This window comes from Acidiphilium sp. AL, assembly GCF_025499445.1.
GTDB classification, from domain to species: Bacteria; Pseudomonadota; Alphaproteobacteria; order Acetobacterales; family Acetobacteraceae; genus Acidiphilium; species Acidiphilium iwatense.
Genome location: NZ_JAIMBZ010000030.1, coordinates 1 through 21,540, shown reverse-complemented (window position 1 = coordinate 21,540; position 21,540 = coordinate 1). Strand labels below are relative to the sequence as shown.

The window sequence follows — 21,540 nt, the reverse complement described above, 5'->3', positions numbered from 1 at the left end:
GCCGCTTCGTGCGAATCTCCGGCCGTTTCATCCTTCTGCTCTGGACCCTGGTGATCGTGCTGGGCCTGGCGAAGATGGCGGTGCAGGAAAGCTATGACGGTCCCGGCGCCCTCGCCGTCACCAGGAACGTCTATGTCCCGCCCGGCGGGCTGGCCGCCGTCGCGCAACGGCTCGAACAGACGGGCGTGATCCGCCATCCCCTGGTCTTCGAAATCGCCGCCTGGCTCACCCGCAGGCAGGGCCCGGTGCGCTCCGGCGAATTCCGCTTCGTCGCCCATGGCAGCCTGCGGCGGATTCTGCACACGCTGCGCTTCGGCAAGCCGGTCCAGCACAAGGTCACCATCCCCGAAGGCATCACCGCGACCCAGATCGCCGCGATCATCGACGCCCTGCCGGAAGCGACCGGCCATGTCGCCCCGCCGGCGGAAGGCAGCGTTCTGCCCCAGACCTACGACTATACCTACGGCACGCCGCGCCCCGCGATCCTCGCGCGGATGCGGCGCGCCATGCGCCGCGCCCTGGCCAAGGCGTGGCAAACCCGCGCGCCCAACCTGCCGCTGCAAAGCGCGCAACAGGCGCTCACGTTGGCCTCCATCGTCCAACTGGAAACCCCGGTCGCCGCCGAGCTGCCGAAAATCGCCGGGGTTTACGAAAACCGCCTGCGCCTGGGCATGAAGCTCCAGGCCGACCCCACCGTCATTTTCGCGGCGACCGACGGCAAAGCCACCGCCCTGACCCACCGCGTGGACGACACCGATCTCGCCGTCCAGAGCCTTTACAACACCTATCTGCACCACGGCCTGCCACCGGGGCCGATCGCCGCCCCCGGCCTTGCCGCGATCGACGCGGTGCTGCACCCGGATGCGACGAAGGATCTCTATTTCGTCGCGACCGGCAAGGGCGGCCACGCCTTCGCCCGCACCTTCAGCGGGCAGCTCGCCAACATCGCCCGCTACCGCGCCCAGCCGATCCGCCATCCGTGACGGTTTGACACTCGATAGGCCTTCAACGCGCCGGGACGTGATCCGCCGGTCGGCGGTCACGGTGGGACGGCGCGGGTAATGTTAGTGGCTTGGTGGGGCGCGGCCGTGGCGCCGGGATTTGGGCGGCATCCAACAGGTTCGGGCGACTTTCGGGCCGGGCGAATGGAACCAGACGATGGTTTCTTCGGGCTCCGGCGGCGCGGGCGGACGGGGCCTGGGTTTGCGCGGGCGCGCGGGCAGGCGGATGCAGGCCGGTGCCGCGATGCCGAGCATGTGGCAGAGCGGACGGAGGACGCGGCCGAAGCGGGGATCGGCGGCGATGATTGTTTCGGTCTCCGGTTGCGCGAGAAACCGGGTGAGATGGCTGGCGTAGCCGGAAATTTCATAGCCGCCGGCGGCAACGAAGCCGAACCGGCGCGGCAGGATCGGGCGCGGCAGGGGAGGACGGTCTTTGCGGGCGGGGCGCGGATGGTTGCGGGGTGGCGTGAGCGTGCCGGATTGGAATTTCGCAACCAAGGCGGAGAAGCGCGCGGCAAGACGGCCGAGCCGGGCGTGGATGGCCTGGGTGAGGCCGTTATCGGGCGGGCCGAACGCGCCGCGATGGCCGCACGCGGCGACCGCGCGGCGAAAAGCTTCGATGATCCAGACGAATTTGGCGACCGCCTCCATGAATGGAACAAGAACACGGATGGCGGGGGGTGGGCAAGCGGGGTTCTGGATGCCGGCGGCTGGGTGGGCCGCTATTTATACCAATCGCCCTTGACCATGACCCTTCAGCCCGGTCATTGCGAGGTAATCCAGTTTTCTGGTGGATTTTGCGTGGGAAAAATGGATTGCTTCCGCCTCGCAAGCTCGGCGTCGCAATGACCTAGAGGGCTGGCCCAGACCATACAAAATCCGTCACTGCGAGGCTGCGGCCGTGGATTGCTTCGGCGCTGCGCGCCTCGCAATGACGGTGGGGACATGCCGTGGGAAACCGGTCATTGCGAGGCGGTGAAACCGCCGAAGCAATCCATGCCAAGAACGCCGATCAGAACAGGGTTTCGTACAGATCGGTCCAGTCCGGGTTGGCGCGTTCGATCAGGTCGATCTTGGCCTGTCGCGAGCCGCCCTTGATCCGCTTTTCCCGTGCGATCGCACCGAGCATCGTCGGGTGGAATTCATGCCAGACAAGGCGTTTGCAGCCGTAGCGGGATGCGAAGCCCGGAACGACCGCCTCGATTGCTTCCGCCTCGCTCGCAATGACATAGAGGGCTGGCCCAGACCATACAAAATCCGTCACTGCGAGGCTGCGGCCGTGGATTGCTTCGGCGCTGCGCGCCTCGCAATGACGGGTGGGGACATGCCGGGGAAACCGGTCATCGTGGGGCGGTGAAACCGCCGAAGCAATCCATGCCAAGAACGCCGATCAGAACAGGGTTTCGTACAGATCGGTCCAGTCCGGGTTGGCGCGTTCGATCAGGTCGATCTTGGCCTGTCGCGAGCCGCCCTTGATCCGCTTTTCCCGTGCGATCGCACCGAGCATCGTCGGGTGGAATTCGTGCCAGACAAGGCGCTTGCAGCCGTAGCGGGATGCGAAGCCCGGAACGACCGCCTCCCGGTGCTGCCATGCACGCTTGATGAGATCCGAAGTCACTCCGGTATAGAGCGTTCCGTTGCGGCGGTTTGTCACGATGTAGACCGCCGGTTGCCTCATGGGTGGCATGGATTGCTTCGCTCCGCTCGCAATGACTAGAGGGCTGGCCCAGACCATACAAAATCCGTCACTGCGAGGCTGCGGCCGTGGATTGCTTCGGCGCTGCGCGCCTCGCAATGACGGGTGGGGACATGCCGTGGGAAGCCGGTCATCGTGGGGCGGTGAAACCGCCGAAGCAAACCAGCGCACCGCACGCCCCTTGCACTCCCGTCGCAAATCCCAACCTTCGTTCTCGTCTCGAAGGAACCCGTCCGTGACCGCCAGCGCCGATCCACAATGGATGACGCCGATACTCTCGGCCGCCGCCACCGCCCGACGAATGACCAGCCGGTTCGCCGCCACCCGCTCCGTGGCCGAGTTCGGCGTGCGCGACGATCCGCATGGCCGCATTGTCCCCGCCAATACCAGCGCCTATCAGAAGGCGCTGGACGCGACCGCCGGCAGCGCCTGCCTTCACCACCCCAGCAACCTCACAATCGTCCACACCGGCCTGACCGTCCCCGCCGATACCCAATGGCGGCTCGACGGTTGCGTGAAGCTCGCGAACGGCGACGACACAAGCAGCGTCACCGCCCCGCACGGCAACTGGTCGATCACTGGCACCGGCACCATCGACGGCAACCGGGCGAACAACAAAAGCGGCAAATATGGCGGCGCCGGAATCTGGACGCCGAACAACGCCGCTGGCGGTCCCCACATCGTTCAGTCACGAGTTGAAAACGTCTACATCGCCGGAATCACCATCAGAAACTGCGTGAACTGGCCGGTCTCCATCGGCAACACCGCGCACGCCCTCATCGAGAAATGCCGATTTCTCGACAGCGGCAACGCCCCCCAATTCGTCGGCGGCTGCTTCGATTGCCATGCCCGCTTCAACGTCACCGACAACATCCCCGACTACGCCTTCGCGATCTACCAGGGCGGCGCCTTCTGCTCGATCACCGACAACCACGCCACCCGCTCCGCCTGTTTCGGCATTCTGGACGATGGCGGATCGACCGGCATTTCGCATGATTGCCTGATCGCGCGGAACCGGATTTTCGGCACCAAGGGCTCTCAGGGCATATTGGTGAACAACACCACCAGGTCGATCACCTTCTACGACATCGTCATCGAGGATAATTACATCGAGGAATGCAACACCGACTACAAAGGCCAGCCCTTCGTGTTGCAGATTTCCGGCCGGTGCCGGCGCGCCATCGTGCGCGGCAACTGGATCGTCGGCGGCGGCCCGCGCGGCCCCGGTGCCGCCGCCATCGAATTCCAGGCCGGGGTATCGGATAGCGAAATTGCCGGCAACACGATCGTCGATTTCGGCATCGTCCGGGGCGCGACCGCGATTTCCTGCCCCGGCCAGACCAACATCACCGTCACCGACAACCGCGTCATCGAAACCCGTCATCCGCCGCTGATGACGCTCGGCCTCTATATGATGGGCAGCAAAGGCGGCATCGCCGCGCATAACGATTTCAAGGCGCTTCGTACTCCGCAAATCCCGCGCGTCATCCCGAGATCGCGGCGAAGCCTGACCCATAAATCGACCTTTCTCGGCCCGCGCGATCCGGCGTCCCGGAGCACAGCCGCGATTCGCGACAACCCCGTCGTCATCACCGGCGACATGCCGAACGCCTGCACCATTCCACCGGAAACCAGCCTGATCCTGATCGACCGGCCGGCCGGATCGTCGCTCCGCCTGACCCTGCCGCCCGCGCCGCCGAACCATCAGAAACTGACGATCGCGACGCGGCGCCCTGTCCGCTGCGGGATTTTTCATCCGCGATCCTGGGCATCGCCCCAGGCAATATCCCTCGCCGCCGGCTCATCCGCCGATTTCATCTATTCCGCCGCTTTCCGATCCTGGGTCCGCCTCGGCGCCACGCCGCAAGGCTCCTGATAGCGAACCGGCATCCCGCCGTCATTGCGAGGCGGCGGCCGTGGATTGCTTCGGCGCTGCGCGCCTCGCAATGACGGTGGGGGCATGCCGTGGGAAACCGGTCATTACGAGGCGGTGAAACCGCCGAAGCAATCCATCGCGCCGCGCCCGTACTACTCCGCCGCCGTGCCGATCAGCCCCGGCAACGCCTCGCCATTGCCCATCCCCGCATTCCGGCGATAATGGCCCCCATGACCGCGAACGGAAGACGGCCGATGAATTGGAGCGCGATGTCGATACAGACCAAGCCGGGATATTCCTTCGGCCCGCTGAATGTCCGGCTGAACGGCGGAATGACGATTTCTCCCTCACCGCAGCCCAAAACGGGACCGCGCCTCGGAATCGCGATCACCACCTTCAACCGGCGAGAGATGGTTCTTGACCTCGTGCATACGATCCGGCGCCTCGCGACCGCCCCCTACGACCTCGTGATCTGCGATGACGGCTCGACGGACGGCACTGTCGAGGCTCTACGCGCCGAAGGGGAAACGGTTATCGCAGGTTCCAATCGCGGCATTGCCTGGAACAAGAATCGTGGCCTCTTCTATCTTCTCAACGTCGCGCGTTCCGACGTCATTCTGCTGATGGATGACGACGTTATCCCGACATCGCGAGGATGGCAGAACGAATGGATCGAGGCCGGCTGGGCCTACGGCCACGTCAACAATTCGCCGCCCGAATTCCGTTCCTCAATCGTCGCCGGCAGCGAATGCGCGGCCGATCCAGGCCTCGCAACCGCCATCTCGGGCTGGGCCTTCGCGTATAGCCGCATCGCCTTGGCGGCCATCGGCTTTCTCGATCTTCGGTTCGGTCGCTATGGCCACGAACATTCCGATTTGTCGTTCCGGGCCGTGCGTGCCGGATTTGGCGGGATGATCTTCCCGAACGGAAATGGAACCATGACCTACTTCTACGTTATCGAGGGGGGTTTAGCCGCACGCCCGGCACCATCTTCGGGCACCCAAGCGGAACTGGAAACCAATGCGAGATTGCTTAGCGAACTCGGTTCCGAACCGATCTATCGTCATGCCTGGCGAACCGACGACGAGATGAAAGTTTTTCTCGGCGAAATCGCCAAATCTATATCAAACCACAACGACCCCGCGCTTTGCCCATCCAACCAATTCGATCCTGACCGCTACCTCACTCTGAATCCCGACGTTGCGGATGCCGGCTTCGATCCCGTCGGCCATTACCTGAACTTTGGCCGCAAAGAAAAAAGAAATTTTCTTTAGATAATCTGTCGAATTTTGCCCTTCCGTGAAGCAACTCTCCTTTCCTCAAATATTGCGATTGAGATAATGCCAAAATTTCACTTAATGACGTACCATGGTACACTCCTGTTTACAAATGGAACTGACCTTTTTCATCTTCCGATCAGAAATTCTGAACCCGGCTATGATCTAATTACTGTGGATCTCGATTTTCCGACCGATCAGCATCGACGATTCCTCGAAAACGCTGAAATGGGCGTATTGCTCGGCTCCTTCGATATGCAAGGCGAAATCCGAGTACATTACGACTATAAAAACCGGACAATTTCTCTAGAAAGAAACGATCAATTAGCTTGCGCCGACATCGAGGCAAAAGTTCAATTCAATCGCGTCGAACGGGGCGGCTGGGAGCAATTTTTTCTTATTTCCGAAAGTGAATATAGGAATATTCTTTTTATTTTACAAAATTCGTGGATTGTCAGCTCTTCGGAAGCCGTTGTCACAAATGACAAAATTTCTTTCTGCCCACCGTTTTCCATAAATTTCGGAAACGAAAAATTTGTCGATCTCCGCTTCAATAAATTATTTTTCAATGATTTTCCATATCGTTTGATTGTTCTCGATAAAGGCTGGTCGATCGACGAAATCTGCCTGTTCCGTCCTTTGGTATTTTCCGCTGCTTTCAAAAACGAGTTTGTTTTGGAGCAGCTTTATATCTGCCTTTCATCTCTCCACGAATTCGGCAATTATGCTGGACATGTTCACGTCATAACCGATCAGACCAGAGAAACTCTGCTGCAAAAAGTTCCGCTGCTGGATGAGGCGAGAACGACCGTCGATCCGCTTTTCCCGACCGATTTCGTCGGCTATGTCGCGTCCAAATACCAAATTCTGGATTGGCCATTGGCCAGAAACTATCAACCACTGCTTTTTGTCGATCCCGACATCGTTTTCGATCGGGACATCGGCCCCATGATGCACCGAATTGCAATCTCCCACAAAATCTGTGCGCCGATGGAGGTTTTCTCGCCGTTGCGCACTTCTCCATCCGTCGGAGCTTCCTTGATTCAGCAGGACGGCCTGGAACCGAGATGGAGCTTAGGATTCAACGCCGGAACCCTTGGTATTCCGAATATCGCCGAACATCGGAAAAGTCTTGAAACGATAAGGGAAATCATACGCAATCGCGCTCACCTATTTAAGCGGGGTGAATTCGAATGGATTGATCAAGAAGTCGCCAATTATGTTTCATTTAAAACGGAGCATTTTGATACCTCATCTATTACAAAATTCGCTAATTTGACTCTGGACCAGAATCCCAGCCCTCTGGGACTTGTGCATTTTTGGCCGCCAAGAAAACCAAAGTCAAAACGAGACGCAATGGTTGAATATATTGCGTTACTACGCTCAAATCGCTAAAGTGTAGGAATAATTGGGACTTTAGCATAGCGGAAAAATTCACGTTCGACATCCGAAATTGCATGACTTGCTGCGCGTATAGCGTGTCTCATTAAAAGCATGTTGAGCGCCGTTCTGAATGTATCAATTATCGACTCATGAACGATCTGAATTTCTGAAAAATCAAGAATCCGTTGCATCTCCTTGTCCAAAAAATGAGCGCATCTAACAAGACGTTTTTCTTGAATTTTATTTTCAGCATGATGTTGTGAAAGAAACAAGGACAACATTCCTTCATGAAGCTCCCCAATCAATCCATCAGATTTCGGGTGATCACCTCGATTGCGGGAAGATTTCCATAAGAATTCTTGAGTGGATTTATAAAAATAATGGTAAACCGATGCAAATTCCACATTCGGTTCATCAGATACTGACATTCCGATAGGGAGTCCTGGTTTTGGAAGAAAATATTTATGAATATTGCCATGTGAATTACGGAACACACTCTGAAAAATGTTAATGTCTACTGGGCAGTGTGCGTCTGCGACAAAGAATTTCGTTGGCTTGAACATGCACTTGATATAATGATTTACTCCTTCCTCAATTAACGCCGTAAAACGGCATGTTACAGGGCTATTATTCCATTCGTCAATTCCATCGGAGCCAACGGGCGCCCAGTTTATCGCGATAGCATCGCATTCACGCGATTCGTGAAATTCAAGAAAATCAGAGAGCGATGCAAATATGTCGGGGTTATACACAAAAAATTCATCGAGATCGATGAAAAGTGCCCAGCGATAATCGAGAATATCCGGCATCACCGAAAGCGCATGGGTGTAAGCCTTGATTTGCGCACGCGTGCCGGTTCCTACCTCGTTCCGAACCCAGGTTATCACCCCGTTTCTGGCAAGCGCCTCAAGCAGTTTGTCCGATCCGTCATCATTGTCGTTGCTATAGATGAAAATATGTTCGAAACCGATTGCGCGATGATAAGCAATCCACTCGACCAGATATATCCCCTCGTTCCGAGCCGTGGCCACGACACATGCGGAGCGGCGTGGCTTGATCGCCCGTCTCGCGAAACTATTGACGATATGCGGAAACGAGGCAGGATAGCCGTGCTGCCCTGCCGTCGCAAGGAAATCCCATTCTTGTGGCATGGCCGGTCGAATACCCGATGATGCTGCCGCGTTCCGGTGCTCGCGCCAGGCTAAAAGATCGGGCATTGCGACTTCAGCCCAGATATCACCCTTGAAGAGATCGCGTATCCGACCCTGAAGTTCCTTGTCAGCAATGGTTTCGCTTGCCAGAATTTGAAACTCTTCCGGTGTTAAGAAGGGAATAACCGCGCCAAGAAGACAGATTTGAGGATCGGCAGAAAATTTTAGATATTGAAGAATGCCGGGTATTGGATTTTCTGCTTCAACCCAGCTCATCAAGATCGATAGTTTTTGGTCTGTTCCGGGCGGCAGTGCATTTTCAAAGATTGTGGTTGCGCGAAATTCCTCCCACTCCTTGTCTGAAATTCGATTGGCGATGACGGCTCCGAATCCCGCTTCGCTGTCGATCGGCTGCGCGCTGAGATATTGAAAAGAACTTGGATGAAGCAAATTCCAGCAGGAAGATTCTGCGTGAACAACCGCCCTCATCATCGCGATCGACGTTTTGACGGCATGAGGCTGGACGGCAAAATCGGAACCATCGGCAGAAACGAGCGCGATGTAGCGGGGATTTTCAGTGCTCACACCGTAGATTGGCACATAGCCACGGCTGGCCGCCTGATCCTTTTGTGCTGACACGACACAACGTTCTTCGTGTTCAATAAATAATTGGCTTTGATGTACAGTAGAAATTTCAAAAATTTGACGATTCACGACAACAATCTCCACCGTATTGAGTTCTCGTGTGAAAGTCGATTTACATTACACTACCAAACTGCTCACATGGAATCGTGTAATCACGTGCCGATTTTTCTGCCATACACTTCCACCGCCGCGAGATGCAGGAATTCGGGATTTTTCAGCACCCGGACCCGAACGAACCGCGCCGCGTGACCGAAATTCCCCACCCATTGCCAGGGCGGGCTCCTGCCGGTCTCGCAGCCGAAATCGAACCGCTCCTTCGTGCGCGCAACTTCCGCCCAAACCTCGCCATCGTCCGACAACTCGATCGCGAAGGGACAAACCCGCTTGCGCACCACATCGACTCCCCGCCGGTTGTAAATATCGATGCACTCGATGTCGCAGACCTGCCCGAGATCGACCATCCACCACGGCTGATCGTCCTCGCCGGTATGAAACGCCATATCCTTGTCACGGTCGCCGTCCACCGCGCGGCCGGCATCCTCCTCGATCGTCCGCCCGATCGACCACGGCGACAGGGAACTCTGCCGTGCCGGCCTGCGCAGCGCCACATTCGCCGATCGCGGCTGATATGATGGCTGATGCGGCAGATATCCGCGCAGCCGCCCGACCTCGGCATAGTGGTGCGCCGCGTCGTGATACCACCCCTCGCCGATTTCCCACGCCGCATCGATATAGCGTTTCAGATACCACGCCTCGTCGAACGCGACATCAGGCAGCGAGCGCGGCAGGATCGGAGTGTTGCTCTTCAGCATCCGCACCAGCGATCGTGGAACCTCCTTCGAAACCGGATCGATCCGCCCAGTGAAATCGAGATATTCCTGCTCCGGCTCGCCACGCAGCACCGGCAACAGATGAAACCGGTATCGTGGATCGTCGGCCGGGGCAAGATCGATCCCGCCAAGCCCATGCATGCCGGCCCGGAAGCACGCCGGATGCAGAAAGCCGAGCAGCGGATAGTGAATTTCCGCCGCATCGGACAGCCACGCGGCAAGCCAGGAAAACGTGCTCACCGCGATGCAGATCCGCCTGGCCCGCCGCAACCTGTTGAAATCGGCCGTCCCGCCCGCGCTCGGGATCGTCCGTGCGCCGGGAAACGCACCCCGGATCGCCCGCACATAGGCGCAATCGTCGAGCTGGCCGAGAAACACCGGATTCAGTCCGGTATTCTCCACCAGCGCCCGGTAAAACCCCACCGGAACCAGCGGATACCAGCTCACACCATTCAGAATATCGCCCGACCGGACGTTGATGACGATCTCGTCGTCGGAAAACGCCACATCGTCCGCCGGACCGGCCGGAAAAATATCCCGCCTGTAGAAATCCGGGGCATAAAACAGATCGAGCCGCTGGAAATATCCCTCGAACACCACGTTCCGCTTCGCGCTCGCCCGGATCAGGGCAACCATGTCCAGGATCGAGGTGGCGTCCTTGTCGCTGATCACCAGCGTGCCGGCGGCATCGTTCAGCAGGCGGTCGTGCAGTTCCCGGTCGAACGACAGCCCCCATTCGGGCAGGTCGCAATTATAGTTCACCTGTTCGCCAACCAGCCGCCCGAGCGTCAGCGCGGTCATAAATTCGATCATCCGGTTGCCCAGATTGTCCAACGGGCTGACCGATATGATCATACGCCTCGAATCCTGGCCGGCTTATGCATGATCCGAAACTATCCTCCCGGATTCGGTCAGGCAATCCACCCTGTTTCGCCACCGCCAGCGGCGCCGGGCCGGCGGCCGGTGTTTGCTCCGGGGCGAGGTGGATCGCTTCACTTCGTTCGCGATGACGAGGGGGCGCGCGATGACGAGGCTGGTGCCTGCTCCGGGGCGAGGTGGATCGCTTCACTTCGTTCGCGATGACGAGGTTGGGCGGCGATGACGAGGGGGCGCGCGATGACGAGGCTGGTGCCTGCTCCGGGGCGAGGTGGATCGCTTCACTTCGTTCGCGATGACGAGGTTGGGCGGCGATGACGAGGGGGCGCGCGATGGCGGGGCTGGTGCCTGCTCCGGGGCGAGGTGGATCGCTTCACTTCGTTCGCGATGACGAGGTTGGGCGGCGATGACGATGAGGCGCGCGATGACGAGGCTGGTGCCTGCTCCGGGGCGAGGTGGATCGCTTCACTTCGTTCGCGATGACGAGGTTGGGCGGCGATGACGAGGGGGCGCGTGATGGCGGGGCTGGTGCCTGCTCCGGGGCGAGGTGGATCGCTTCACTTCGTTCGCGATGACGAGGTTGGGCGGCGATGACGAGGGGGCGCGCGATGGCGGGGCTGGCGACCAGTGTGTCTATAGATGTGTAATCATCCCATTGCCGCCAAGGCGCCGCCCGCCGCCGCCAGGGCCGGCAGCGCGATCGCATCGGGCAAAGCCATCGCCAGAAACCCGGAAACCGCCGCCCCCGCCCCATACCATCCCAGAACCCCGAACTGGCGCATGGTGATCGGCTGAACCGAGCCCGGCCGCAGCGCCACCCGCGTCAGCCCCATCATGATCATGGTCAGAGTCGTGGTGAACACCACGGTGGTAATCCCCGGCAGGTCGACCGCCCGCGCAACCACGCTCTGCACCCCCATCGCCGCCGCCGCGATCACGATCAGCACGAATAGCGGCCCATGAAACACCGGATACGCCAGCACCGCCCAGAGCAGCGCCACCACCGCGAGGCAGATAACTTCCACCACAAGCAATCGCCGCACCGATCGCTTCGCCCCGGCATCGTACAGCGCGGTCCCGGCCACCACGCCCAGGCTGAACCCGACCAGCGCCACCAGCGACCGCACCGCCGCCAGCACATGCCCCTGCCCCACCGCGAGGCCGAGCAGCGCCGTGTTCCCGGTCATCGCCGAGGTGAACACCCCGTGAAACTTGATGAACGCGAACACATCGGCACTGCCCGAGGCAAACCCCAGCAAACTCACCACCCGGTCCGCCGGGGTCACCCCCGGCGCATTCGCCTTATCCGCCAAACGGCAGCCTCACTCGGCGGGCACTGGGGCGGCCCGGCGGGTGGCGGCGCTGACGGCCACCAGCACGACGACATTGGCGATCAGGGCGATGATGCCGACGTTGAAGTCCTTGATCCCCTGCGGCAGGAACGGCATCAGCGAGCCGACCGAGGCATGGCTGAAGGTCAGCCACGCCGCGACCCCGACCCCGACCACGATCCCCGCCAAAGCACCCTGCCGGGTCGCCCCCGAATTCGGGAACAGGCTCGCGATCAGCGCCGGGAACAATTGGGTCACGAAGCTGTAGCCCACCAGCAGCAGGGTCACGATCGTCGAATTCCCGGTGATGGTGAAATACACCGCGACCAGCATCACCACCGGAACCAGGCACTTGGCGATGAACACGACCTGGTCGTTGCTCGCCCGCGGGTTGATCACGCCATACAGGTTGCGCGAGATCAGCGTCGCCGCCGTCATCGTGATCATCGAGCCCGGCACCATCGCGGTCAGCACCCCGGCCGCCCCCACGATGCCGACAACCCAGGGCGGCATTTCCGCCACCACCAGCTTGAACAGCGCGAGATTGCTCGCCGCCCCCTTCAGCCCCGGCACTTTCAGCACCGCCGCGAAGCCGATGAAATACACGAACAACAGGATGAGCTGATATCCCGGCAGCATGATCGCGTTCTTGCGGAACACCCGCGCCTCCCGCGCCGTGTAGCAGGAGGCCAGCGAATGCGGCCACATGAAGAAGCCCAGCGCGGTCAGCAGCACGGTGGAGACAAACCACCACACGCTCTGCCCCTTGGCCGGGAACAGCAGGAAGCCCGGCTTCGCCTTCGCGATGTCGGTGAACATCGCGCCGATCCCGCCATAGAGATGGACCGGCAGATAGATCCCCAGAAACAGCACCACCGCCAGGATCATGATGTCCTTGGCGATCGCGGTCCACGCCGAGCCGCGCACCCCCGAGACGATGACATAGATCGTCACCACGATCGCGCCGATCCAGATCGCGATATCCTTGTCGATCGCGCCATAGCCCGCCGCGACCACGATGATCCCCAACCCGGTCAGTTGCAGCACCAGATACGGGATGAGGGCGACGATATCGACCAGCGACACCACGATGCCGAGCGCGCGGCTGTCGTATTTATGGGCGAAGAAATCCGGCTGCGTCACCAGATGATGCTGCTTCGCATAGGCCCAGACCGGCGGCAGCATGAAATAGGCGATGACGTAGGCGAGCGCCGCATAGGCCAGAATGTAATAGGCCGGCCCGCCCAGCCCGTAGGCGAAGCCCGAGGCGCCGAGAAAGGTGAAGGTGGTATAGATCTCGCCCGCGAGCAGCAGGAACACCAGAAGCGCGCCAAAGCCGCGATTGCCCACGGTCCATTGCTCAAGCCCCATCTCATGGCCCGAGCGCGCCCACAGGCCGAGCAGCAGCGCGAAGACGGTCGCCAGCGCGAGAATGATCAGCGGCACCGTCATGGCCGGTCTCCCCCATCCCGATTCGCCGGATCGAGCGCATAGACGACCGCCATGATCCCCGCCGTCAGCACGATCCACACCGCGATCCAGCCAAGCGGAAACGGCATCCCCAAAATAAACGGATGCAGCCGGTTATGCACCACAGGCCCGATCAAAAGCCCAATAAACGGAATCACCGCCAGCCATTGGAACGGTTTCATGATTGCCCCCTTGGATTATGTGCCCAGCGCTTCTTGAACGCACTCTGCGCACAGACCGAAACCGAGGCAAGAGAATTCGTGGCGCGACTCAGCCGCCCACATCACCGAAACACGGATGCGAGCGAACCCGCCGGCGACCGGCGGGAAAAGCCGAAATGGATGGAGAAAGGTGTGGCCCGCGAGGCGCCGCTTACTTGATCTTCGCTTCCTTGAACGCGACATGCTTGCGCGCGACCGGATCGTATTTCCGAAATTCGAGCTTGCCGGTCTGCGCCTTGGCGTTCTTCCTGGTGACATAAAAGAAGCCGGTATCGGCGGTCGATATCAGCTTGATCTGAACTGTGCTTGATTTGGCCATGATTTCTTCTCCGAGGTGAGGCATATGGCGGAGCGCCGGTGCCCGGTCAAGCCCCGCGCGCCGCTGCACCGATCAATGGGTGAATGAGCGCGGCGCGATACGCGACCGGATCGTCGATCAGCGCCTTCGCCGCCTTGAAATACCCGCTGGACCCCACGCTCGCCGGGCAGGAATCGCGGAGCGCCAGCACCTCGGCGAGCGGCATCGGCGCGCGCGCGGCGCGGGTTTCGGCCAGCGGCTTGGCCAGCATGTCGCGCCCCGCCTTGAGCGAGGCGATCTGGGCGGCGAGCGAATTCGTGCCCAGGCTGGTGCAAAGCTCGGGAAACACCCCGAGCCCCTGAAGCGGCCAGCCGCGCGGCGCGATCATCCGGCTCCAGGTCACGAACAGCTCGCCACCGCCGGGCAGCGAGGTCACGCTCTGCACCAGCCCTTTGCCCAGCGTGGCGCTGCCCACCACCACCGCGCGATCATTGTCGGACAATGAAGCCGAAAACACCTCGGCGGCGCTCGCGGTCGCGCCGTCGACCAGGATCACCACCGGCAGGCCGCGCGCCAGATCGCCGCCTTCGGCCCGCCACAGCCGGTCCGCCGCCGGGTCGCGGCCCACGGTGCGGATGATCGTACCCTGGCCGAGCAGGGTATCGACGCTCAGGGCCGACTGGCGCAGCAGCCCGCCGCGATTGCCGCGCAGATCGATCACGATTCCCTTCGGCGCCGGGTTTCCAGCCATCAGCGCGCCCAAAGCGGCGGCAAACTGCTCGCCGGTGTCGCGATCGAAACCGATCACCCGCAGCATGGCGATATTCTCGTTCATCGAGCCGAACACCGTCTGGGTCGGCACCAGCCCACTGGTCAGGCGCACGGTCTGGGGCAGGCTCCTGGCCGGCCGGACCGTCAAGGCGATCGAACTGCCTGCCGGTCCGCGCAGCCGCGACTGCAGTGCCGCGAGATGCCGGCCGGCTGTCGCCGCACCGTCGATCGCGAGCACCACCATGCCGGTCGCGATTCCGGCCTCATCGGCCGGGCTCGACGGTGCCACCCGCGCCACCACCACGGCCGAACCTTCCCGGCCGAGGGTGATGCCGAGCCCGGCATGACCGAGCCGCATCGCCCGGTCCTGCGCGGCCTCGCGCGGCGCTTCATAGCGGGAATACGGATCGAAATGGTTGAACAATTCGTCGAAAAAGCTGCGGATCACGCCCTCTGTCCCGGCTCTTTCCAGAGCCGGCGAGACCGCGAAAGCCCGCGCGGCGACGGCGGCGCAGGCATCGCCCCAGGCCATCGCATCGGTCGGCTGGGGCGCCGCGGTCGCGAAAATGATCCGATTCGGCCCGTAGAGCAGCAGCTTGCCCGATTGTTCCTGCACCGTCAGATCGGGGTCGAGCGCGGTGATCCCCGAAAGACCCCAGACCGCCATGCGCGGAATGCCGAGCGGCTCCAGCGTGCGCGGCGCGATGAATTCCAGCGCCGCACCCCACACGGCGCCGGCTCGCGCGGTGCCGAATCCGGGCGCCGCAGCATAGGCGCCGCAAAAGGGCAGCACCACGCACAGCAAGGCGACGAATCGCCAGGAACGCGGGGCCCGGCGATGCCTCATCCGCGCCTGCGCCGCGATTTCGCGGGTGCGGTACCCGGCCGTTTCCTGCCCTTCGGCTTCGGCTCATGCCGCCCGGCCGCGCCGCCGTGCCTGATTCCGCCGCCGCCGACCAGCGAGAACAGCAACCCGCCGGTGACCGGCTTCGCCTCGCGCAGCCGCACCGTGACCTTATCGGCGAGGCGGAACACGATCCGGCTTCGCTTGCCCGAAAGCGTGACCGATGCTTCGTCGTAATGCCAGAAATCGTCGGGCAGCAGCGCCATCGGCACGAAACCCGACGCCCCGGTTTCCGCGAGCGAAACGAACAGGCCGAACTGCGTCACCCCTGAAATCCGCCCGGCGAAATCCTCGCCCACCCGGTCGACGAGATAGGCGGCCAGATAGCGATCGGCCGATTGCCGCTCGGCATCGGTGGCGCGGCGCTCGGTGATGGTGATGCTTTGGGCGATATCGGCGAAATCCGCGCCGTCTTCGGGACGAAGACCATCCTGCCCGAGCTTCAGCCCGGCGATCAAGGCACGATGCACCAGCAGATCGGCGTAGCGGCGGATCGGCGAGGTGAAATGCGCGTAGCTCTTCAAAGCGAGGCCGAAATGGCCGATGGTCTCCGGCGCGTATTCCGCCTGGGACTGGCTGCGCAGCACCGTTTCGTTGATCAGCGGCGCTGCATCGGTGCCGGCGACACGCTTGAGGATATGGTCGAGATCGCGCGGCAGAATCTGGTCGCCCGGTTTGAGCGAGATGTCGAAGGTCGCGAGCAGGGAGCGCAGCGCGTCGAGCTTTTCCGGCGAGGGCGGGGCATGAACGCGATACATGCAGGGCTGGCGCAGCCGCTCCAGCTCCTCGGCGGCGGCGACATTGGCGAGGATCATGAACTCTTCGATCAGACGGTGGCTGTCGAGCCGCGGACGTGGTGCAACGCCGGTCACCTTGCCCTGATCATCAAGGGTGATCTCGCGTTCCGGCAGGTCGAGATCGAGCGTGCCGCGCGCCGCGCGTGCCGCCGCGAGCGCGCGATAGGCGGCGTAGAGATGCCCCAGCGTTCCGGCGGGCAGATCGGCTTCCGACCCTGCTTCATGCGCGTGCTGCACCGCCTCGTAGGTCAGCCGTGCGGCGCTGCGCATCAGACCGCGCCCGAAACGGTGCCGCAATTTACGGCCGTCACCGCCGATCTCGATCTCGACGAACAGGCAGCCGCGATCTTCGTTCGGCCGCAGGCTGCACCAGCCGTTGGACAGCGCCTCGGGCAGCATCGGCACCACGCGATCGGGAAAATAGACCGAATTGCCGCGCAGCTTGGCCTCGCGATCGAGCGCCGAGCCGGGCTTCACATAGAACGCCACGTCGGCGATCGCGACGACGATGCGAAAGCCCGGCCCGGACGGTTCGGCGTACACCGCGTCGTCGAAATCGCGGGCATCCGCGCCGTCGATCGTGATCAACGGCACGGCGCGCAGGTCGGTGCGCTTGCCGGGCGGCGCAGCGCGGGCGCGCTTCGCCTCATCGAGCGCGGCTTGCGGAAACTCCACCGGAATGCCGAGCGAGGCGATCGCGATCAGGCTGATCGACCGCGCATCGCCCATCTTGCCGAGACGTTCGACGATTCGCACCGGCTTCGGGCCAAGGCCGAACGCAGGCAGCGGGGTCGCGCGCACCACGTCGCCGGTTTCGGCACCGCCGGTCTCGCCGGCAGGCACCTGCCATTCGGCGCGGCTCCTGCGCTCGACCGGCTCGACCCAGCCGCCCGCCCGCTCGGCGCGAAACACGCCGATCACGGTTGCCGGCTCGTCGTCGAGCCGTTTGAGCGTACGTCCCTCGTAACGATCGCCATCGATCCGGCGCAGCCGCGCCAGCACGCGGGCACCGGGGGCGAGTGCCGCGTGGCCGCGCCGTTCGGGTTGCATGAAAACGATCGGCGGCCGTCCCGGCTGAGTCCAAGGCACCGGGCGACCCATCGGGTCGCCATCCCGATCGGTGCCGGTGATTTCCACCACGCAGCGTTCCGGCAAGGCTTCGGCGGCGCGAATCCGCCTGCCGCCGGCGCGGACCAGCGCGCCCTCGCGCTCCAGCCCGCGCAGCATCGCCCGCAGTGCCTGCCTGTGCTCCGGGGCGACGCCGAATGCCCGCGCGATGTCGCCCTTGCCGAGCCGCGTTCCCGCCTCGGCGATGAAATCGCGCAGCGTCTCGGCGCTCGGCAGGGCGGCGCCATGCTTCGGAGCGGGTTTGCGGGTCATGGAGTCATCCCGATCCGCTGTTCCAATGCCCGGTTGCCGCGCATCATCGCGCGGACGCTCGGAATCCCTGCAGGTGCGGCTGATCGGTCCAATTCTCGTGCCATAAGAGCAATGTGGCCCGCCGACAACGCCGATGCAGCATATCTCCCCGGATGTCGCTGCAAGTTTTCCGGCTATGGCGTTCTTGCCACGGTTTCGTTCTCAAGCGCCGCGTTGAACAGGGCGCCGAACAGCAGCGTATAGGCGGTGAGATAGAACCACATCATCAGCCCGATGATCGTGGCGAGCGGCCCATAGGTGCGGCTATAGGCGGCGAATTGCCCGACATAGACGGCGAATCCATAGGACAGCGCGAGCCAGACCAGGATGGCGAGCGTGGCGCCAGGGGCAACCTTATGCCCCGGAGCCCGCTCGAACGCCGGACCATAGCGATAGAACAAACCAAGGGCGAGGCCCATGAAGCCCACCAGAATCACACCCCCGATGATCACCGCGAACAGTGCCGAATCGTCGCCGAATCCGAAGAACGAGAATGCCAGCGGCAGCACCACGAGCACGCCGATCGCGATGATCGCGCCGACGATGGCGAGCAGCGTCATGCCGAGGGTCACCAGTTGAAATCGAATGACGCCCCGCGTTTCTTCCTTCTTGTGGATCACGTTGAGCGCGTAGATCAGCGATTTCGTGCCCGACGCCGCCGAATAGAGGGTGAACGCGAGCGATATCGCAAGCCCGATGCCGAGGCTGGTCTTGCCGCCGGACACCAGATGCTGGATGCGCCCGGCGATGAGCTGAAACGCCGCCGGCGGCATGAAATGCTTGAGATAGAGCAATTGCGGCTCGACCGAGATCGGGTCGAACATCAGCCCATAGAGCGAGATCAGGGTGGTGATTGCCGGAAACAGCGCGAGCGTCGCGTAGAAGGCACAACCGGCGGAGACGAGTGACATCTCCCCGCTCAGCAGCGCCCAGAACGCCGCGACCAGCCCGCGCCACCAGGGCGCGAGGCGGCCCCGGACGCTCATCCACGCGCCTCCAGGAAAGCGTGGATCGCGTCGATCGTGGGCTGGTCCATCAAGGCCGGCGCGTGGCCGCATTCGGACACGGTCAGGGTCGCCGCGCCGTCGCTCGCCATGCGTTCGAAAACCGGCTCGGTCAAAAGATCGCTCTCCGCCCCGCGGATCGCGAGCACGGGCACGCTCACCTGCCGCCAGATCGGCGACAGATCGGCATCGAGCGGAATCGCGGCGCGCAGCGGCTCCGCGATTTTGGGATCGTAATGCAAGGCGAAACCGCCGCCCTCGGTCCGGCGGGCCGAATACCGCGCGAGATGCGCCCATTGCGCATCGCTCAGCTTTCCGAACGGCGCGTGGACCATGCGCAGATGCGCCTCCAGCTCCGCCATGGCGGCGAAACGTTCCGGGGTCTTGGTCATGTAGTCGCGGATGCGGGCCAGCGCCGCCGCCGGAATCTGCGCGCCGACATCGTTGAGCACAAGCCGGGTGACCGGCGTATGCTTCGCGGCGGCGATCATCATGCCGCAGATGCCGCCGAGCGAGGTGCCGACCCAGGCGACCGGCTTGTTCAGAAAAGCGAGCAGATGCGCCAGGGCAATCACATAGGAGGGCGGCTGATACAGCGCCGCGTCGCCGAGCCAGTCCGATTTTCCGCGCCCTGGCAGATCCGGGCAGATCACGTGGAACCGATCGGCCAGCGCCTCGGCGAGCGGATCGAAATCCCGGCCGGTCCGGGTCAGGCCGTGAACGCAGACAACCGCCTCCGCCGCCGGATTGCCGAACTCGACGAAGGCGAGACGATGAAAATCCGTCCCCAGCAGATAGGGCACGAAGCCTTGGCGCGCCATCGCCCGCGCCGCCTAGATCACGCCGTCGCGACGCAACGCCGCGCGGTCGGTTTCGCTCAGACCCAGCATATCGGTCAGCACCTCGTCCGTATGTTCTCCCAACATGGGAGGCGGCAGGCGATAATCCACCGGGGTTGCCGACAACCGCACCGGATTGGCGACCAGTCTGACCGAAGTGCCGTCGGGCCGGGCCATATCCACGAGATTGCCCCGCGCAATCACCTGGGCGTCGGCAAAAACCTGTTCGAGCGTGTTGATCGGCCCGCAGCCGATCTTGAGCGCCTCCAGCCGGCCGAGCCACCAGGAAGACGAATGCGCGGCGAGCACCGGCGTCAGCGTTTCGGTCACCAGGGCCCGGTTGGCGACCCGCGCCGCATTGGTCGCGAACCGTTCATCGCCGCACAGATGGTCGAGGCCGAATTCCCGGCAGAACCGCGCGAAGGTGGGATCGTTGCCGATCGAGAGGACGATATGGCCATCCTCGGTGGCGAAGACCTGATAAGGCACGATGTTCGGATGCTGGTTGCCCAGCCTTGGCGGGTTCTGGCCGGTCGCCAGATAGTTCATCCCCTGATTGGCGAGCCAGGCCACATGGGTATCCAGCATGCCGATATCGATATGCTGGCCCTGCCCGGTGCGTTCCCGGTGGCGCAGGGCGGCGAGCACCCCGATCGCGCCGTAAAGCCCGGCAAACAGATCGGCGACCGGCACGCCCACCTTCATCGGCGCTCCGTCGGGTTCGCCGGTAAGCGACATGATCCCGCCCATCGCCTGGATCAGGCTGTCATAGCCGGGCCGCTCCGCATAGGGGCCGGTCTGGCCGAATCCGGTGATCGAACAATAGATCAGGCCCGGATGCTCGGGCGCGAGCTGCGCATGGCCAAGCCCGTAGCGCGCCAGCGTGCCGACCTTGAAGTTCTCGACCAGGATGTCGCTCCGCGCGATCAGCGCGCGGGCGATAAGCTGGCCTTCCGGCTGCGCGATATCCAGCGTGACCGAGCGCTTGTTGCGGTTGGTCCCGGCGAAATAGGCGCTCTCCGCCGTCCCCGGCATGGAAGGCGGCACGAAACCGCGCGTGTCGTCGCCCGAGCCGGGTTTCTCGATCTTGATGACCGCGGCGCCGAGATCGGCCAGCATTTGCACGCAGCTCGGCCCGGCGAGCACGCGGGTCAGGTCGAACACCGTCAGCCCGGCAAGCGGACCCGATGGCTGACGGCTTTCGGCATTGACGGTGCCCGGCATGCGATTCCTCCCGAAACTGGCTGCCGGCATAGCGGAACCGCCGGTTTCGGGTCAAAGCGGGCCGGCAACCCGATCAGCGGGTTTTGCGGCGCGGCGGCGGCCGGCACGCTCGCAAGGCAAGCCGCACCAGCCGGTTCGCCATGAACGGCAAACCGGCCCGCTCGGCATCCTGCGCGAGTGAGATCAGCCGGTCGGTCAGAATCAGCGGGCTGACGGTGGAGGCGTTGCGCTCGGCGATTTTCGTAGCGGCATGATCTTGCATCGGGGCTATTCCTTCATCGCAACAGCCATTTTGGCTGCCCCCCCCGATCATGGCCCCGATCCGATTACCGTCCGGTTAACGAAATCAACCCGGTCAGAAAAATTGTTGTCCAGCCACTCCGCTCTCAAGCTGCGTTGAGGAGTTGATCTGTGGGGAGGAGGGTTTCGCCGATTGCCTCGGCGACGGCGGGATGGGCGATGCGGCCCTCGGCGACGTTCAGCCCGGCGCGCAGATGGGCATCCTCGCGCAGCGCCGCCTTCCAGCC

The 21,540-nt window shown here is 62.5% G+C and carries 20 protein-coding genes; 5 read left to right on the top strand and 15 right to left on the bottom strand.

What is annotated here, in order from left to right:
- Nucleotides 1–8 precede the first annotated feature (8 nt).
- Nucleotides 9–983, top strand: coding sequence for an endolytic transglycosylase MltG (gene mltG / locus AiwAL_RS14715; RefSeq protein ID WP_262312934.1), 975 nt, complete (start codon nt 9–11; stop codon nt 981–983).
- Nucleotides 984–1,064: 81 nt separating this feature from the next.
- Here the strand turns inward: mltG and AiwAL_RS14710 are convergent, their stop codons facing one another.
- The 3 genes from AiwAL_RS14710 to AiwAL_RS14700 form a co-directional block, all read right to left on the bottom strand.
- Entirely contained in the window at nt 1,065–1,652 is a 588-nt protein-coding gene (locus AiwAL_RS14710; protein ID WP_235705518.1) for a hypothetical protein, read from the bottom strand.
- A 361-nt stretch (nt 1,653–2,013) separates the two neighbouring features.
- Nucleotides 2,014–2,265: a hypothetical protein gene (locus AiwAL_RS14705; RefSeq protein WP_262312933.1), complete on the bottom strand. Its 252-nt coding sequence runs from the start codon at nt 2,263–2,265 to the stop codon at nt 2,014–2,016.
- 126 nt (nt 2,266–2,391) lie between these two features.
- Nucleotides 2,392–2,688 (bottom strand): GIY-YIG nuclease family protein, encoded by a 297-nt coding sequence (locus tag AiwAL_RS14700; RefSeq protein ID WP_262312932.1) that lies wholly within the window; start codon nt 2,686–2,688, stop codon nt 2,392–2,394.
- A gap of 244 nt (nt 2,689–2,932) precedes the next feature.
- Here AiwAL_RS14700 and AiwAL_RS14695 point away from each other — a divergent pair, with 244 nt between their 5' ends.
- The 4 genes from AiwAL_RS14695 (at nt 2,933) to AiwAL_RS14680 (ending at nt 7,245) form a co-directional block, all read left to right on the top strand.
- Nucleotides 2,933–4,573, top strand: a complete 1,641-nt coding sequence (locus AiwAL_RS14695; protein WP_262312931.1) for a right-handed parallel beta-helix repeat-containing protein — start codon at nt 2,933–2,935, stop codon at nt 4,571–4,573.
- Nucleotides 4,574–4,657: 84 nt separating this feature from the next.
- Nucleotides 4,658–4,795, top strand: a complete 138-nt coding sequence (locus AiwAL_RS14690; protein ID WP_262312930.1) for a hypothetical protein — start codon at nt 4,658–4,660, stop codon at nt 4,793–4,795.
- A gap of 110 nt (nt 4,796–4,905) precedes the next feature.
- A complete protein-coding gene (locus AiwAL_RS14685) occupies nt 4,906–5,847 on the top strand; it encodes a glycosyltransferase family 2 protein (RefSeq protein WP_262312929.1) in 942 nt (313 codons plus the stop codon).
- Between the two features lie 177 nt (nt 5,848–6,024).
- Nucleotides 6,025–7,245: a hypothetical protein gene (locus tag AiwAL_RS14680; RefSeq protein WP_262312928.1), complete on the top strand. Its 1,221-nt coding sequence runs from the start codon at nt 6,025–6,027 to the stop codon at nt 7,243–7,245.
- On the opposite strand, the gene AiwAL_RS14675 is transcribed toward AiwAL_RS14680, so the two are convergent.
- From AiwAL_RS14675 to AiwAL_RS14620, 12 genes are all read right to left on the bottom strand, one after another.
- Nucleotides 7,242–9,113, bottom strand: a complete 1,872-nt coding sequence (locus AiwAL_RS14675; protein WP_262312927.1) for a glycosyltransferase family 2 protein — start codon at nt 9,111–9,113, stop codon at nt 7,242–7,244. The genes AiwAL_RS14680 and AiwAL_RS14675 overlap by 4 nt on opposite strands.
- A gap of 68 nt (nt 9,114–9,181) precedes the next feature.
- On the bottom strand, nt 9,182–10,714 hold the full coding sequence (locus tag AiwAL_RS14670) for a discoidin domain-containing protein (RefSeq protein WP_262312926.1): 1,533 nt from the start codon (nt 10,712–10,714) through the stop codon (nt 9,182–9,184).
- 668 nt (nt 10,715–11,382) lie between these two features.
- Nucleotides 11,383–12,048, bottom strand: coding sequence for a YoaK family protein (locus tag AiwAL_RS14665; RefSeq protein WP_262312925.1), 666 nt, complete (start codon nt 12,046–12,048; stop codon nt 11,383–11,385).
- 9 nt (nt 12,049–12,057) lie between these two features.
- Nucleotides 12,058–13,518 (bottom strand): sodium:solute symporter, encoded by a 1,461-nt coding sequence (locus AiwAL_RS14660; RefSeq protein ID WP_262312924.1) that lies wholly within the window; start codon nt 13,516–13,518, stop codon nt 12,058–12,060.
- Nucleotides 13,515–13,718 carry a DUF3311 domain-containing protein gene (locus AiwAL_RS14655; RefSeq protein ID WP_262312923.1) on the bottom strand — a complete coding sequence of 68 codons (204 nt, stop codon included), beginning with the start codon at nt 13,716–13,718 and terminating at the stop codon, nt 13,515–13,517. Before AiwAL_RS14655 ends, AiwAL_RS14660 begins: the two co-directional genes overlap by 4 nt.
- Nucleotides 13,719–13,908: 190 nt before the next feature.
- Complete coding sequence (gene rpmG / locus AiwAL_RS14650) at nt 13,909–14,076, bottom strand: 50S ribosomal protein L33 (protein ID WP_235706103.1); 168 nt, start codon at nt 14,074–14,076, stop codon at nt 13,909–13,911.
- A gap of 46 nt (nt 14,077–14,122) precedes the next feature.
- Nucleotides 14,123–15,673 (bottom strand): S41 family peptidase, encoded by a 1,551-nt coding sequence (locus AiwAL_RS14645; RefSeq protein ID WP_262312922.1) that lies wholly within the window; start codon nt 15,671–15,673, stop codon nt 14,123–14,125.
- Nucleotides 15,670–17,907: a ribonuclease R gene (gene rnr / locus AiwAL_RS14640; protein WP_262312921.1), complete on the bottom strand. Its 2,238-nt coding sequence runs from the start codon at nt 17,905–17,907 to the stop codon at nt 15,670–15,672. Before rnr ends, AiwAL_RS14645 begins: the two co-directional genes overlap by 4 nt.
- 173 nt (nt 17,908–18,080) lie before the next feature.
- Complete coding sequence (locus tag AiwAL_RS14635; protein WP_235706100.1) at nt 18,081–18,932, bottom strand: YihY/virulence factor BrkB family protein; 852 nt, start codon at nt 18,930–18,932, stop codon at nt 18,081–18,083.
- Nucleotides 18,929–19,771 carry an alpha/beta fold hydrolase gene (locus AiwAL_RS14630; protein WP_262312920.1) on the bottom strand — a complete coding sequence of 281 codons (843 nt, stop codon included), beginning with the start codon at nt 19,769–19,771 and terminating at the stop codon, nt 18,929–18,931. Before AiwAL_RS14630 ends, AiwAL_RS14635 begins: the two co-directional genes overlap by 4 nt.
- Before the next feature lie 12 nt (nt 19,772–19,783).
- Nucleotides 19,784–21,013, bottom strand: a complete 1,230-nt coding sequence (locus tag AiwAL_RS14625) for a CaiB/BaiF CoA-transferase family protein (RefSeq protein ID WP_262312919.1) — start codon at nt 21,011–21,013, stop codon at nt 19,784–19,786.
- 73 nt (nt 21,014–21,086) lie between these two features.
- On the bottom strand, nt 21,087–21,275 hold the full coding sequence (locus AiwAL_RS14620) for a hypothetical protein (protein ID WP_235706097.1): 189 nt from the start codon (nt 21,273–21,275) through the stop codon (nt 21,087–21,089).
- Nucleotides 21,276–21,540 lie beyond the last annotated feature (265 nt).

What these genes read in the sequence shown, in the direction of transcription:
- AiwAL_RS14710 (WP_235705518.1), bottom strand. Translation starts at nt 1,652, where the DNA reads ATGGAGGCGGTCGCCAAATTCGTCTGGATCATCGAAGCTTTTCGCCGC.
- AiwAL_RS14700 (WP_262312932.1), bottom strand. Translation starts at nt 2,688, where the DNA reads ATGCCACCCATGAGGCAACCGGCGGTCTACATCGTGACAAACCGCCGC.
- AiwAL_RS14690 (WP_262312930.1), top strand. Translation starts at nt 4,658, where the DNA reads ATGCCGTGGGAAACCGGTCATTACGAGGCGGTGAAACCGCCGAAGCAA.
- AiwAL_RS14685 (WP_262312929.1), top strand. Translation starts at nt 4,906, where the DNA reads ATGACGATTTCTCCCTCACCGCAGCCCAAAACGGGACCGCGCCTCGGA.
- AiwAL_RS14670 (WP_262312926.1), bottom strand. Translation starts at nt 10,714, where the DNA reads ATGATCATATCGGTCAGCCCGTTGGACAATCTGGGCAACCGGATGATC.
- AiwAL_RS14660 (WP_262312924.1), bottom strand. Translation starts at nt 13,518, where the DNA reads ATGACGGTGCCGCTGATCATTCTCGCGCTGGCGACCGTCTTCGCGCTG.
- AiwAL_RS14655 (WP_262312923.1), bottom strand. Translation starts at nt 13,718, where the DNA reads ATGAAACCGTTCCAATGGCTGGCGGTGATTCCGTTTATTGGGCTTTTG.
- rpmG (WP_235706103.1), bottom strand. Translation starts at nt 14,076, where the DNA reads ATGGCCAAATCAAGCACAGTTCAGATCAAGCTGATATCGACCGCCGAT.
- AiwAL_RS14645 (WP_262312922.1), bottom strand. Translation starts at nt 15,673, where the DNA reads ATGAGGCATCGCCGGGCCCCGCGTTCCTGGCGATTCGTCGCCTTGCTG.
- rnr (WP_262312921.1), bottom strand. Translation starts at nt 17,907, where the DNA reads ATGACCCGCAAACCCGCTCCGAAGCATGGCGCCGCCCTGCCGAGCGCC.
- AiwAL_RS14635 (WP_235706100.1), bottom strand. Translation starts at nt 18,932, where the DNA reads ATGAGCGTCCGGGGCCGCCTCGCGCCCTGGTGGCGCGGGCTGGTCGCG.
- AiwAL_RS14630 (WP_262312920.1), bottom strand. Translation starts at nt 19,771, where the DNA reads ATGGCGCGCCAAGGCTTCGTGCCCTATCTGCTGGGGACGGATTTTCAT.
- AiwAL_RS14625 (WP_262312919.1), bottom strand. Translation starts at nt 21,013, where the DNA reads ATGCCGGGCACCGTCAATGCCGAAAGCCGTCAGCCATCGGGTCCGCTT.
- AiwAL_RS14620 (WP_235706097.1), bottom strand. Translation starts at nt 21,275, where the DNA reads ATGCAAGATCATGCCGCTACGAAAATCGCCGAGCGCAACGCCTCCACC.